General features: G+C 58.0%; 15 protein-coding genes and 1 pseudogene. 6 read left to right on the top strand and 10 right to left on the bottom strand.

Features of this window, described 5'->3' with window-relative positions; all coding sequences use genetic code 11:
• A pseudogene (locus tag BGIM_RS67530) lies at positions 1 to 197 on the bottom strand (ISL3 family transposase); the annotation flags it as partial.
• Between the two features lie 33 nt (positions 198 to 230).
• Here BGIM_RS67530 and BGIM_RS0138870 point away from each other — a divergent pair.
• Positions 231 to 1,478: a GMC oxidoreductase gene (locus BGIM_RS0138870; RefSeq protein WP_157369760.1), complete on the top strand. Its 1,248-nt coding sequence runs from the start codon at positions 231 to 233 to the stop codon at positions 1,476 to 1,478.
• 138 nt (positions 1,479 to 1,616) lie between these two features.
• Positions 1,617 to 2,105 carry a hypothetical protein gene (locus BGIM_RS0138865; RefSeq protein ID WP_020475006.1) on the top strand — a complete coding sequence of 163 codons (489 nt, stop codon included), beginning with the start codon at positions 1,617 to 1,619 and terminating at the stop codon, positions 2,103 to 2,105.
• A 155-nt stretch (positions 2,106 to 2,260) separates the two neighbouring features.
• Here BGIM_RS0138865 and BGIM_RS0138860 read toward each other — a convergent pair whose 3' ends face one another.
• The 3 genes from BGIM_RS0138860 to BGIM_RS0138845 all read right to left on the bottom strand — a co-directional run bounded on the left by BGIM_RS0138860 (position 2,261) and on the right by BGIM_RS0138845 (position 3,635).
• Entirely contained in the window at positions 2,261 to 2,647 is a 387-nt protein-coding gene (locus BGIM_RS0138860; RefSeq protein ID WP_020475005.1) for a hypothetical protein, read from the bottom strand.
• Positions 2,634 to 2,840, bottom strand: a complete 207-nt coding sequence (locus BGIM_RS0138855; RefSeq protein ID WP_020475004.1) for a hypothetical protein — start codon at positions 2,838 to 2,840, stop codon at positions 2,634 to 2,636. The genes BGIM_RS0138860 and BGIM_RS0138855 overlap by 14 nt, the downstream gene beginning before the upstream one ends.
• Before the next feature lie 372 nt (positions 2,841 to 3,212).
• Positions 3,213 to 3,635, bottom strand: coding sequence for a hypothetical protein (locus BGIM_RS0138845; protein WP_020475002.1), 423 nt, complete (start codon positions 3,633 to 3,635; stop codon positions 3,213 to 3,215).
• A gap of 493 nt (positions 3,636 to 4,128) precedes the next feature.
• On the opposite strand from BGIM_RS0138845, the gene BGIM_RS0138830 reads away from it, so the two are divergent.
• The gene (locus tag BGIM_RS0138830) at positions 4,129 to 4,461 is read left to right on the top strand and encodes a hypothetical protein (protein WP_157369759.1); all 333 of its coding nucleotides are present in this window, start codon (positions 4,129 to 4,131) and stop codon (positions 4,459 to 4,461) included.
• A gap of 236 nt (positions 4,462 to 4,697) precedes the next feature.
• Here the strand turns inward: BGIM_RS0138830 and BGIM_RS0138820 are convergent, their stop codons facing one another.
• Positions 4,698 to 4,988, bottom strand: coding sequence for a transposase family protein (locus tag BGIM_RS0138820; protein WP_020474998.1), 291 nt, complete (start codon positions 4,986 to 4,988; stop codon positions 4,698 to 4,700).
• Positions 4,989 to 5,169: 181 nt separating this feature from the next.
• Between BGIM_RS0138820 and BGIM_RS0138815 the strand changes: the two genes are divergently transcribed.
• A complete protein-coding gene (locus BGIM_RS0138815; protein WP_020474997.1) occupies positions 5,170 to 5,928 on the top strand; it encodes a transposase in 759 nt (252 codons plus the stop codon).
• Positions 5,929 to 6,341: 413 nt separating this feature from the next.
• On the opposite strand, the gene BGIM_RS0138810 is transcribed toward BGIM_RS0138815, so the two are convergent.
• Both BGIM_RS0138810 and BGIM_RS0138805 read right to left on the bottom strand, forming a co-directional pair.
• Positions 6,342 to 6,542, bottom strand: a complete 201-nt coding sequence (locus BGIM_RS0138810) for a hypothetical protein (RefSeq protein WP_020474996.1) — start codon at positions 6,540 to 6,542, stop codon at positions 6,342 to 6,344.
• A gap of 85 nt (positions 6,543 to 6,627) precedes the next feature.
• Positions 6,628 to 8,928: a TRAFs-binding domain-containing protein gene (locus BGIM_RS0138805; protein WP_020474995.1), complete on the bottom strand. Its 2,301-nt coding sequence runs from the start codon at positions 8,926 to 8,928 to the stop codon at positions 6,628 to 6,630.
• 140 nt (positions 8,929 to 9,068) lie between these two features.
• On the opposite strand from BGIM_RS0138805, the gene BGIM_RS0138800 reads away from it, so the two are divergent.
• Positions 9,069 to 11,015: a TRAFs-binding domain-containing protein gene (locus BGIM_RS0138800; protein ID WP_020474994.1), complete on the top strand. Its 1,947-nt coding sequence runs from the start codon at positions 9,069 to 9,071 to the stop codon at positions 11,013 to 11,015.
• On the opposite strand, the gene BGIM_RS0138795 is transcribed toward BGIM_RS0138800, so the two are convergent.
• Complete coding sequence (locus BGIM_RS0138795) at positions 11,005 to 11,517, bottom strand: NUDIX domain-containing protein (RefSeq protein ID WP_020474993.1); 513 nt, start codon at positions 11,515 to 11,517, stop codon at positions 11,005 to 11,007. The genes BGIM_RS0138800 and BGIM_RS0138795 overlap by 11 nt on opposite strands.
• A gap of 131 nt (positions 11,518 to 11,648) precedes the next feature.
• Between BGIM_RS0138795 and BGIM_RS0138790 the strand changes: the two genes are divergently transcribed.
• Entirely contained in the window at positions 11,649 to 12,683 is a 1,035-nt protein-coding gene (locus BGIM_RS0138790) for a LysR family transcriptional regulator (protein ID WP_162136333.1), read from the top strand.
• Positions 12,684 to 12,730: 47 nt separating this feature from the next.
• On the opposite strand, the gene BGIM_RS67525 is transcribed toward BGIM_RS0138790, so the two are convergent.
• Both BGIM_RS67525 and BGIM_RS67960 read right to left on the bottom strand, forming a co-directional pair.
• Complete coding sequence (locus BGIM_RS67525; RefSeq protein WP_261339994.1) at positions 12,731 to 13,324, bottom strand: ISAs1 family transposase; 594 nt, start codon at positions 13,322 to 13,324, stop codon at positions 12,731 to 12,733.
• A partial coding sequence (locus BGIM_RS67960) for an ISAs1 family transposase (RefSeq protein WP_040891665.1) occupies positions 13,215 to 13,500 on the bottom strand: 286 nt, incomplete at its 5' end. The genes BGIM_RS67960 and BGIM_RS67525, both read right to left, overlap by 110 nt.

Below are 13,500 nucleotides of genomic sequence, written 5' to 3'. Positions count from 1 at the left end.
TTGCCGCCAACCGGGAGGGTGCGGACGGTGCGTTCCACGACCCCGCGTCGGATGACGTTGGCGGACTGACAGGACGAACAGCGGTCATGGGCGGGATCCTGCCGGAGATGAAGGGTCAGGCCGCCCTCGGCGGAGGAGGTCCGAACGACTTGATAGTCCCGAACACCGAAAACACGATACAGTAGCGTGGAGGACATGCCGGCTTCCTGAAGATGGTGTGGTTACCTTTCATGAAACGGCATGCTCCTCTTTTTTGGCAACCCCTGAGTACGAACTTCTCGGATGAGCCACTTATTCTTTCCGCGATGGAGAACCCGGAAAATCCCCTGAGTGTGATCCCGGACGTGGCGGTGCAGGAACTCCTCTTCACAGACGCCGGACCGGATGTAAGCGTGCGTGCGGTCGGCGCGCGCCTGCTCGTGAACGAGCCCTGGACGGAGCACGGCAACACGGTCGTCGATCCGTGCGGCCTGAAGATTCCACCCGGAACTTCCGTCATGATCCAGGCGGACAACATCATCCTCAGCGCCGGGACAATCGGGTCCACGCGGATCCTTTTGAACACGGCGAAAACACAGCCTGCGGTGAGGAATGACCGGATCGGCAAGGGCCTCATCATGCACCCCTCTTTTCCCCTGATCGGGGTCTTCGCGGACCGGATCAATCTCCTGGAAGGACTCGACAGCGCCACGTTTCTGGAGGCATTTGGCGTGACGCCGGGGTTCATTTTCGAGACGATGGCCGGCCTGCCCGCATATGGAGCGGTGCTCATTCCGGGATCGGGGATGGACGTATACAATCAGATCACGAAATTCAACAACTCTGCCGGCTTCGGCGTGATGCTCGTCGACACGCCCTCGGACAGCAACACGGTTGAACTCGACGGAACGGGGAAAGTCGTGCTGAATTACACGCTGAGCGAGCCGGACAAACGGCGGTTTGCCGTGGGGGTGGGGACTGCCATCCGAATGATGTTCCTGGCCGGGGCGACCAAGGTTCTCATCCCAACCAATGAGAATGTGCTTGGTCAGGAGGGGTTCGATCCGATGGTCGGGGTCGCCCTGACAAGCATCGACCAAGCCGATTTGGTTGAAAAGAACCTGAAATTCCTGCCCAACCGGACTTTGCTGACCTCGGCTCACCTGCAAGCGACCAACAAGATGGGGAAGTCACCGACAAGTTCGGTCGCCTCGACGAATCAGAGGATTTGGAACTGCGTCACGGGCGGTGAAATCCCCAATCTGTACCTGATGGACAGCAGCATGTTCCCCACCTCGGTGGGCGCCAATCCGATGCAGTCCCTCTATTCCTTCGCAAAGATTTTTTCGGAGCGGTTGCTGAAGGGAATGGACGCGCCCGCCCCGTTGTCATTCCACTCCGTCCAGACGGACAAAGCGGCGAGAGGCCCGGCGCCCCGTCGCGCGGCCGGACCAATGAACGAAACAAAATTTCCACAGACGGGGCATGATCCGCGGTAAGCCAGGAGCGTTTGGGAACAATGAGACGAAGCCCATGTTTTCACGGGCATTTTTATTGTTTCCAAATGCTCCAAATAACAAATCAATTCATTGATAATTTTTTCACATTGTCAAATCGTGGAATCAGAGGGTTGTCAAATGGATGCGCTGGCCAAAATTGCCCCGGTTTGCTCAGTCCTTGTGGCTGTCATTCTTCCAATCTTCCTGTTCTACATCATGCCCCGGTCACGGGAACGCCAACGAAATGCGCTCGATTTGTTCAACTCATTTACCAGCGAAGCGATGCACAAAACTCGTCTCGACGCATGGGCATATTTTGTGACTCTCGTCGCTGACGATCCTGCGGAACAGGATACCAGATTTTCCCATTATCTGGATTATTTGACCGAACGAAAATCGAAAAAGCCTTTTTCCAAAGACGAGATTGAACTCTTCCAGAAGGCGAGCAAAGTTCTTGATTTCTTCGCTTATGTTGACGCCTGTCTCCGCGAGCATTTGGCCGGTCCACAACTCGTTCGGACATTTCTTGCAAGCTATTACCTGTGGTGGCGGGAGGAATTGATGGAGCCACTTCGCAAAAGACGACGCCTCACAACCACCAACCCTCAATTTGTGCCATATTGGTAGGAAGGTCTTTCTCGACTCGATTCAGTGGTAAAGTGATGCATTTCAGCCTGCAAATAATTATTGCCAATTCCGGCTCTCGGGCTCTCGCAGGCGTGAAAACTCACAATCTCCGTTTGACATGCCCGGCAAAGCATGCCAAAAATAAAGCCAACGACTCACGTGGCATTTTCTTCGGCCTTCGTGAAAGTGATCGACAAAACCGTCGAGGAGTTGCATCGAATAACCTCTCTCTTGCCGAGGGCCGGCTTGTCGAAGATTCTGTCGAGATGGTTGCCGGAAATGACCACGTCTTCGCTGTCCTTCCCCTCAAAGCTCCATGAGATTCCCTTGCTTGGGTTGTAGTCGATGGTCCCTATGATCGATCCGTAAAGCACTGCCCGACAGTCACGGTTCAATTGCACCAACTGCACCGCCAGCGCCTGATGATGGGAATCCCTCCCGTCCCCTGCCGGACTCTCGAAACTGTCGTCGTCTGCCTGCGGCGGGATGTCGTTGGCTTCCTTTGCTCCCCGCAGGTTCTCCAAAAACTTATTCGTAGCCATATGTCTCCCTTCCTCGCTTGAGTGTCACATCTCTCATCTTCGATCCAACCAACGTTGGAAGCTCCCGCAGGAACGCGATGTGCCTCTTTAACCGCTCCCGGATCTTTTTCCGGGGACGCCTGACCAGATCACTCGCCAGCAGCCGCTTGTCGTCCCGCTTCACCGCCTCCAGCGTTTCGGCTTTCGAGTCCACGTAGATGCTCGCCTGCTTCCTTCCGCGGGACACCGAAACGTAAAACTACGCCATGTTCGACGCCGGGAGTGATTGGTTCCCTTGAACGACGATAACATTATCTGCCGTTTTCCCCTGGGCGGCGTAGCTGGTGTCAACGAGCCCGGAAGTGAACGTGCCGTTGTTCAGGATGATGTTTGTCTTGTCGAACCCCTCCACTGTGTGGGAAGAGCCGTTGTTGACCTTGTGACCGTTCACTTCCTGATTGGAGGTGAAGCGGATCGTGTCGCCCTTTCACAAGGACACACTACCGCGTTCGTAAACCTGGAAGGCGTCTGGGTTGGCTTAATCGCCTCATCCAGTTCCTCGGTTTATCGATCTTCGTCCCGTTCTTTACGCCCCGCCATTGCGGATGTGACAGGTGACATGGCCTTCGTAGTAGTTCCTTGGGTCAGAGCGTTCGGCCTCGGTCCAATTGGTGGGCTTCAGGACTTCAAAGGTCCGTTCTTCTCCGGTGAGCAGTCCGGCGGCGGCCATCTCCTCCCAGACCCGTTCGGTGAGCAAGTCGCCATCCTTGTGGGTGGGGCAGACCAACAGGGTGGTTTTGCCATCCTTTGAGGAGGAGACGTATTCGGCGGCGGCCGAAGCGTATTTGTCATCCCCGGCCATCTCCCTGATCCAGCCAAACCCGTCGAGGATGGCGAACCCGTCAGAAACGTAGCCCCTGGCGATCTTCTCAACGGCCTTGCGGTAGTTGCCGCGTTGGCGTTGGATTTCGGAGACGGAAGCTGCCGGAAGCCCGGCCTTCTCCTCCAAGAGGGTGAGGATGTCACCACCTCCCGCCGGATCAGGTCGGCTTTCCCGATGGCCGTGAAGACGCCTTCGACGGATGCGGAACCCACTCCGTGGCAGAGGGCTTCCTTGGCGAGCTCGCGTTGGGAGACGGAGGATTTTCGTTCCAAGAGATGATCGAGCGCCCAGGCTACGGCTTCTTGGGATTCGTCTTTGAGGGTTGCGGTCCTTGTCGAGCGTTGGTGGCCGTGTTTTCAATCGCCACCCGTTCGGGAGCGGTCATCCGCTTGTCCCATGAGACGAGCAGGGATTCCCACGTCTGGCCTTCCTTCTTTGCTTCGCGGGTCGTCAGCCGAGTTTGGCTTTCGACTCCGGTTTGGTGATCCGTGGCTCCTTCGCCTTCTTCGCCTTCTTCTCAATGAAGTCAGCGCGGCGGCCTCTGCAATTCGCAGCAACTCCATAGAGTTCGTACACTAAGGCCTTAGCCCGCCACATGCACACCTTGGATGAATATCACATGGCAAAGACAAACACCTCCGAAAACGGCAAACCACTAAACAGATCGCAGGCGGTCCGCGACTACTTGAAAGAGAATCCGGGAGCCGATTCAAAAGGCATCATTGACGGTCTCGGCGCGAAGGGCATCAAGGTCACCCCGACGCTCATTTACTTCGTGAAGGGCCAGTTGAACAAGGCAAAACGACGTGTGAAGCGAGAGAAGGTGGCCGAGGAGGCCAAATCGACGCCCGCCCGCAACCCGGTCGATGTCGTCATCCAGGTGAAGGCGCTCGCGATGGAACTCGGCGGGATCAAGAACCTAAAGAAACTTGTGGACCTTCTGGCCGAGTAGCCCCGCTCACCCTGTCAACCCACGACAGCCCGTCAACGCAACTCCCTCAGCCTGCTCGCTGATTCGGCCCAATGCTGGTCTCTCGTCATCAGATACAACCGCATCATGATCCGCTCGATGACCGGGATGTCGGCGGGACGGCAGGCGATTGTGGGGTTGTAGATCATGTGCGCGTGACGATCTGTGAATTGCAATCGTCGCACTGGCAATGGACACTGAAGCAGGGCCAGCGTCCACTAACCCGCTGTCCCAGCAAGCACTTCGAGCATGAAGTCATCGTTCCAACCGCACCCGCGACGTTTGCCGACGATGCTGTCGTTGCCGGGCACGCCGTGCGGCAGGTCGAGGACGCGTTCCAGGAACGGCTTCTTGAACCTGGCCCGACGAGCGATGGAGTCCGGTCTGCCGACGCCCGCCAAAACACCCATCATGGCGATGACCACCACGCTGACGAACGGGTGCAATTGGTTGATCGACGAGCGGATCTTCCAAGTCGGCGAAGTGACGAGTGATCTCTTCCAGCCCAATACGAACGTCCGCCATGTTTCATCCCCGCGAGGGAACCCGTTGCCGACGCGGAGCCTCGCGTAACGAGAGCAAAGTCAAAACGCAAGTCCGCCCAGATTCGCAAAACTATCCAAAAGTACGCGCCAGCCCTGGGGCGGGTGAGTTCGGCCCGTTCCTCGGCCGTCATCTCCCGGAGACGTAGTGGTTTCCAAACACGTCGTGGCGTACGGAGCTTCCTGCCAAAATCGCATCGAGGTCAGCGATTTGATTCGGGGCCAGGCGATTTGGTGGGGCGGAAAAGACCGCTCCGAAGAGAGCATGGGCGGGTTCTTTCGCTGGCTGGGCCCGGAAAAACGCGGCCAGATTCGTCTGGCGGTCATGGACATGCGGACCGCGTTCCGCACCTCGACGCTCAAGCCGGGCAATGCTCCGAAGGCGAAAATCCTCTACGACAAGTTCCACGTGTTCAAACACTTGGGCGAGGCGATTGACAAAGTTCGCAAGCAGGAATACTCCCGCGTGTCCGGCGAGGGACGACGATTCATCAGGGGGCCAAAGTACACGTTGCTGTCCCGCCGGGGTAATCTCACGACGAAAGGAAAGGCCGCCCTTCGGCTGTTGTTCCGGGCCAACACGAGACTCAACAAAGCCCGTTTGCTGAAAGAATCGTTTGGTCAGTTGTGGGATTATGCGACCCCGGCCTTGGCGAGGCCGTTCTTCGACCTGTGGTGCGACGCCCTGAAGTGGCAGCGGCTGAAGCTCTGCCAGAAAGTCGCCCGCATGATCGAATCCCACTGGGATGGAATCGCCGCGTACTGTGAGGAAGAGCGCCAAGCGCCGCCGGGCTTCGTCGAAGGACTCAACAACAAGATTCGGGTAATCCGGCGAAGAGCCTACGGCCTGCGAGACGAGAAGTACCTTCGACTGAAAATCCTGACCTGCAACCTGCCAAATCTGTGAAATTCACCCACTCGAAAACGCGAAGAGCCGTTTCTTTTTCCTAACAATCGTCTGAGTAATTGTTGGGAATGCGAAATTCCAGATCGCACCCCTATTGCGTCTGATCATCCAACATTACTGATATCACGCCCGCTACTTTTCTGCTGAACTCATATCAATCAGCGTCTCATTAACGCACAACAGACTCACATGCCCGCCAAAAGCAATGACACGCGCACTCTGCTGAAGAGGAGTATCACTACGTTTATTTTAGCCTGTGAGGAACGCCAGAAGCCAACGGGAATACGCGCAGAGCAAGCTGCCGCCCGGCGATCGTCGTTACCGGACGGGCGATGAGGCGAGATTTGCCAAGATTGGCTGATTTGTTTGCCGCCGATGAGTTTGGTGTCAGCATCCGTCATTTTGGGCCATTTTCAATTGATCAAAATCGCTGCGCATTTGCCCAAAATCATCAGGCGACCCCTCGCTTTTGCCGGGGTTTTTGAAAAATGGTGTTCAGTTGGCCCACTGTTTTTGACCACTTTTGGGGTGTTCAACTGTCCAAAAATGGTCGCCGGAAGGTGTTTTTCGCGCTTTTCAGGCCACTTTTTGGTCGGTTTTTGATCGATTTTCAAATCGTAAAACCGGAGAACCTGTAACGCTTTGGCGTTTTTGGCTTCCGGGAAAGGTAACTTGCCAAGATCAGAGGCTTTCCGATTTTCAGGCGTCGGCCTTGGGAAAATTCCGGCCCAAGAAGTTCGGTGTCAGGCATTCGCGAGCATCGCTGGTCTCGAACAATTCCAACACCGGGCCGACACGGTCCTCGCCAAGCAGTTTCCACAGTCGGCATGCTTGTCGATAGGAACTGTCGGCCTTGCCCCATTGGCCGGGGGAGAGTTCGGCGAGGGCTTCCTCGTAAAAGTCCTCGGCCGGTCCGCCGAGGATGAGGGCCGCTTCGCCTTCGGTGGCGAACAGCCAGTAGCGTTCGGTTTTCTCGTATTCCAGTCGTTCGGCGCAGATCTTCGCCACTTTGCGGGCTAGGTCCGTCGCCTTGTCCGGTCGGCCGGTCATTAGGGCCAGGGTGGCGGCGTTGATGCCCACATATTCGTCGTCGGTGGCCTCGAAGGCCTCGGAGTAGACCATATAGGCCTTGTCGTACATCTGAAGCGAAGGCAATCGCATCGAATGCAACCGCCCGGTCGATGTCGGGGTTTCCGCTTTCTTTCGCTCCTCGGCCTCGGCCTTGCGATCACCAGAATCCTTGTAGACCCGGCCGATGCGGCCAAGGGTTTCACTGTCCCCGAAGGTCCGGGCTTCCTCGCGGAGTCTTTCCAAACTGACTTCCACCGCATGCAATTCCTTGTCTTCCAGCTCAAGAAGAAGAGACTGGCCGATCAGCGGAATCGCATGACTGTGTTCCTGTCGAACCCTGATCCGGGTTCCCGAAACGGTCGGGTCTTTTTCGATCACAAATCCTTCGACAAACTTGCAGCCTTCCTCGTATTTTTGTTCCGTCCAATTTTGATAAGCGATGGCCAGCGGAACCCGATAACTTGGATAGGAGTTCTCGCGGTTGGCACCGGCCGCGATGGAGTCACGCAACAGGGGTGGAATGGAAGTCATCCTTGCGAGGGCAACACCGGCTGAGACCAGCGCTGCCTCCTGTTCCACCAACGTGTAATCCCAGCGGACGTTGATAAGGCCGTAGACGCCCAGCGCGAAATACAGTTCGTTCATCCACAACGATTGCCGCCGGGGCATCTCGAACCCGAGCCACTTGGCGGCTTCCCGGCGCACCCGCAGGAGAATGGCTGCCAGTCGGTTGAGTTTCTGCACTTCAGTGGGGGGTTGGGGAAGCGGCCGGATTCGCTCGGCATCCTCCCCCTCCAAAATGGATTTGGTCAGATCGTTCAACAGTTCCTCGAAGGCCAGAAACGCGGCCATCCGGTCGGCCCGCCGGGCGTTCTCCGAAACCAACCCGATGGCGTTTTGAATCTTCGGCCCTTTTCGCAACCGGCTTCGGTTCACCAAATATTGACAGGCCGTTTCATCCCGGAGAATCTCCGGCAACAGCCGCACCTTGAGTTCTGTTTCCAGTTTGGCGAAATCCCACGCCAGAACGTTTTTGGCGCTCATGTCCCCGTAATCAAACACGGCCGGATACTGGACTTCTCCCCGCCGGACCCCGACCAGTACATTGCGGGCATGTAGGTCGCCGTGGGACCGGCCGACCAGCGTGTTGGGAATCCGCTTCCCGGTTTGGTCGGCCATCGCCCATGCCACAAAATCCACCGGGTCGAGATAACGGGCCGGTTTGCTAAACGGGTCCGCGTTCGGAACATCCATCGCTGCCAGCACCCAAACGGCATGGCGCCGCAACATGCGCCGGTCAGGAGTGTTTCGCCAGAGAGCCAGCACATCGTTGGTCGTTTTGACCAAGTGACTGTGATAAAACTTCCACGCATCGGCCGGGGCGGCGGTCGCGCCGCGATAGAACCACAATCCCAAATCGGTGAACACATGCGCCAACGCCCGTTCGGCCGAGAGGGGATCGGGCTTGTCGTCCATCACCGCCCACCGGACGGCTTCCTCCAGCAATTTGGGTTGGGCCTCTGACGATTCATGATCGTCCGGCCCGAACAGAGTGAAGGCATCGCGATAAACCACGGCGACCCGGTCATCGGGCAGTTCAAACTTGCGAACCGGCGAGAAGATCCGGCTGGCGACCATTTGCTTTTTGGTGCATTCCTGCCAGCCGTCGAAGTCCGGGGACACCTTTTGCCGGGAGCCGATTTTGACGATGTGCCGGTGATAACCGTCTTCGTAAGCCGCTTCGACGGCCAGCACGGTCTTTAGGTGGTATTCCGGCGTGTGTCCGCTGAAAAGGCGGGGGACAAACAAGGAAAGGGTTGTCCGGTCGTTTTCAAATTTCTTGAAGAGGATGTCGAGTTCAAGAGCCAGTCGATCACGAATCTCGTCGGGTAATTCATCCCGGACGCGACCGCTGAATTCCACGGACATGATGGTGGTCCTTCGGGCAAGTGGTCAGTCAACCGCGAGTTGGTGTTTGCTGTTTCACCAAACGGCTATCCGCAAATCAATGCGGCGAACGAGTTCAGATAGAATCATGGTTATTGAACCAGTTTCGGAAATTCTGTCCCATGATTCCCGCGACGGCCGAGGCCATTTTACATGAGTTGTCGGCGAAGGATGCCCCGGTTCTGAATCTGCTGGCTCTTTGTCGCACGCCGGATTACTTCAGGGTCTGGGCGGAGGGGCCGGTACTTCTGCGGCGGTTTGCCCGCCTTCTTTTGAAACAGGGACACCCGACGCTTGCCTTGGAAGTGGCCTCGCGCGGCCTCGACAAACCTTATCCGGACGACCAAGATTTGCTCTATTGCCGGGCGCTTGCCTTGGCCCGGTGTGGCAATCCCACCCAAGCGGGATGGTTTGTCCGGGATATGTTGTCCCGTCCCGATCTTGCCCCGGCCATTCGTAGCGATGCCTTGAGCCTCGCCGGGCGAATTCAAAAAGACATGGCTTTGCGAGCCAGTGATCTCGTTGAAAAAACCAATCACTTCCGGCAGGCGTTTGAATACTATCGGCAGGCTCATGAACTAAGCGGAGATACGTTTCCCGGCATCAACGCGGCCACGCTGGCCTTGGTGTGCGGCGAGCGCGAACGTTCCCGAGAGTTGGCCGAACTGGTTCGGAACGAAGAACTCGCCAAGCCGGATGAGGGGGATTATTGGCGGCTGGCGACGATTGCCGAGGCCAGTTTGTTGCTGGGGGATCACCACGCCGCCCGCGAAGGTTATGAGCAGGCCGTTCGTCTGGCGCGCGAGAACCGGGATGATGGCTCGATTGCCGCCATGCTTCGGCAGTTTCGATTGTTGGGGGATTATCTTCCCGGCGGCGCCGATCTGTTGAAGTTGTTTCGGCTTGGGCCCGTGGTGGTGTTCGCCGGGCACCATCTGGACAAACCGGGAGGGCCGGTTAGGTTCCCGGCCAACCCGGCGTTGGAAGCGGCCGTGCGGGAAGCGATCCGGAATGAACTGGCGGCCCTTGAAACGTCCATCGGCTATTGTGTTCCTGGTTGCGGCAGCGAAATTCTTTTCGGCGAGTTGATGCGGGAACATTCGGCCGAACTCCACCTGATTCTGCCGTTTGCCGAGGAAGACTTTATCCGTGAAAGCGTCACCTTTGGTTTGCCTGAAAACGCCTCTTGGGAAAATCGCTATCAGGAATTGAAGGGTTTTCTCCGGGTGACCAGCCACGCGGCCACCCGCGAAAACTTCCTCAACGATTCGGTGCTGTACGACTTTGCCGGCACGTTCATGCAGGGTTTGGCCATCACGCGAGCCGCCCAGATGGGGGTTGAGCCGGTCGCCCTTGTTGTTCGGGACTCGACATTTTCGGCCGAGTCCGGCGGGCTGGCCGCGTTCATTTCCACTTGGCGAAAGACCGGCCGTGAACCCCGCGTGATCGAGTTGGCTCCGCTGCGGGAGCGTCTCGCGTTAGGCGATTCCTCTCCTGTTTCAACCGCCAGATCGGCCGGGAAGAAAACGCCGGGACGCACGGTGAAAGCCATGCTCTTTGCCGATGTCGCCGGGTTTAGCGGGCTGGCCGAATCGCATCTTCCGGCGTTCTTCATTCAATTCCTGAAACTGGTCGAGGAGGAGTTGGAAATCACCCCGGCCATTTTTCAGAACACTTGGGGAGACGGCTTGTATGTGGTGTTTGATGATGTCTTGAAAGCCGCCGATTTCTCGCTTCGTTTGTTGAAACGGTTTGAGCAATTTGATTTTGATTCATTCGGGTTTCGGCTGAAGCCGGGGCGAGAACCGGGGGTTCGGATCGGCCTGCATACCGGCCCGGTGTTCGAGGGATGGGATGCGGTGATGGGGAAAACCAATTACTTCGGGAGTCATGTGAGCCGGGCGGCCCGCATCGAGCCAGTCACCGCGCCGGGCAGTGCGTTTGTCAGCGAACAATTTGCCGCCGCTTTGGCGATGATTCCGAATCATCCGTTTGTTTGCGAATATCTCGGCCTGCAACCGCTCGCCAAAGAATACGACACTTGCCCGTTATACCGTCTCACTTGCTGAGGCGGGGCCGCAGCCATTCCAACAGACGGCGAACCGTCTCGCTCACGGCCCGGCCATCGTCGCACTTCCCGCGTTCAATGTCTTTTTCCGACAGCCAGCGATTCTCGGCATCCTTTTCGACACGGGTCGCCGCCTCCGGGGAAAGGCCGACTTCAAACAGGCTGATCTCGTAGCGGGTGGTCGTTTGCGCGGATTTGGAAAACGCCTCGTATTCCAATAGGCCGAGCGGTTCTTGGCCGACGATGACATGAGCGCCATCCGGAGCCAGCCCGATTCCATTGACGATGGCCGCGTTCGCATCGGGATCATTGGAGGCGGGGGCCACCACCAGTTCTTCGGCCATCTCCCGGATCAAACATTGCCGGGCGGTCTCACCTTCTTCCCGGTGGCCGCCGACAAAAGAGAAGGCTTTCCAGCTTTCGTTCCACTGGGCCAGCATTCGATTCATGCCGTCGGCGGCGGTTCGCCGGATCACGGCCAGAGAGGAAACAGAGGTTCGCATGGGGGCGTCCTGTTCGGAATTGCTGATGAAGATTGGTGTTCCGATTCTCTTAAGCAAGAATGATAACAGAATCGGAGTCCTCAGAAAACATACAATTCAACGAGATTGCCACCCATCTGACGGAGGCGGCCATGCCGCGGCCATCGCGATTGTCCATCGAATTGCTGGAGACATTCATCGCCGTGCTGGACGCGGACGGGGATGCCTCCGAGGCCGCGAAGGTGTTGGACATCAACCAGCCAAGCATGTCCAAGCGGTTGGCCCTGCTGCAAAAGGCGGGGCAGCATCTTCCCCAACCGTGGCTGGCCCGGCAGGGAAAAACATGGCGGGCCACGGCCGAGGGAGAGCGGGTGATGGCGGCCGCCCGCGAGATGGTGCGCCGCAACGACCAGTTTCAAACATTGATCGCCACCGGCGGGACTGATGTGCCGGATGTCTCGCTGGCCTGCGGACAGGAGGCCGTCAAGGATTTTGTGATGGAGGCCGTGAGGAAATTTCGACAGAAATTCCCCCGATCACGAATTCGCATCGCCACGCCGGGGGGCCGGGAGCGGGTGCTGGGAGTGGCCACCGGCGTTTATGATCTGGCGATCATCACCCACGAACCTCGGGCGGATATCACGGAAGAAGAACAATTATCCGAAAAGCTCGAACAAGGCAGCCGACGGCCGCTCAATGTCGAACCACTCTTCGATGACCGCTTTGTGCTGGCCGCCACGGGCAAGCCGGGGCGGGAGGAGGCCAAATCGGCTTGGCACCGGCGGTTTGCCCAATCCCCGGAGGAAGAGACTTTTTCGGGGAGTTTACTGGTCGGCTTGCCATTGATCCTGCCCGAACCGGGGCGGGGCCGACGCGATCAATTCGACCGTTGGGCGAGGAGCGCGAAAGCCGATCCGCTCGACGTGGCCTTGGAATTTGGCGGTTGGGAGGCCATGCTGCACTACGCGGCCGCGGGGTTGGGTGTGGCCTTCGCCACCGAACGATCAACAGCCCGTTTTGTAAAGACCCAAGGCCCGTTGCTGATTCGACGCCTCAGCCCGAGCGAATTCCCTCCGGATGCCGTGCGGCTCGTCACCCGCAAGGCCCACGGAGCCGAGCGCCCGGAGCTTTCTCCACCGGCGACTGCTTTGCGGGAGTTCCTCTTGGAAGCCGTCAAGACCGCTTAAAGATGGCATCGTGTCATCTGGCAGGCCAAACCACCAGGGCCATTCCGTTATTCAACGTGGGGGATGCCGATAAGCTCCCGGGCTTTTTCGGGGTGGATTTGGAGCAATTCGATGGCTTCGCGGTGGTTGTCGGCGCCACTGTCGGCCAGCAAATGGATGATGGCATTGCGCAGGGCGGCCAGCACTTGGGGAGCCGCGCCGGAACGCACCCGGCAGGCGTCTTCCAAGAACGTCACATCGCGGACGTAATGGAGCTCGTTTTCGATCTTCCAGTGATCGCGGAGGAGTTTCAGCAGGTCGGCGGCGGTCGCCTCGTCCTCGGACAGGCTCGTCACCCCGAGTTCGACTTCGACGGTTTTGACCCCCTTGATCGTCCGTTCCCGGATGATTTCAAAGCCCCGCGTCATGCCCTTCCATTTTTCATGCAGGGTCAGGATCGACGTGGTTCGCAGGGTCCGAACCTCCAGCCGTCCGTGCCCCTTGTCCGCGTGACGAACCTCGCGTTCCGGGGCGGGCGTCGGAGGAAGGTCATCAGGGGGAAGTAGCCGCCGCGATCTGTCGGGCGGCGGCCTCGAACCCGAATCCGGCCCGGATGTCCGTGCCCAGCCCCGACTGGTTGTCCTTGACCGTGAAGATGTAATCGCCCCCGGAATCAACGATTTGCTCCGCCAGATCCCGCTGGCAAAACAGGGCGTCGCCGACCACGATTTTCCCCGTCACCGGCAGGATTCCCAAGAGTTCCAGGGCCGCCTTGTGTTCGTTGGTTTTGGAGTCGACCCGGATCTGGCCCAACACCGCCTTCGCCTCATGGGCATAG

This window comes from Zavarzinella formosa DSM 19928, from assembly GCF_000255705.1.
Classification (GTDB): Bacteria; Planctomycetota; Planctomycetia; order Gemmatales; family Gemmataceae; genus Zavarzinella; species Zavarzinella formosa.
Note: the sequence above shows the minus strand (reverse complement) of the source record. Positions and strands in the feature narration are given on the sequence as shown.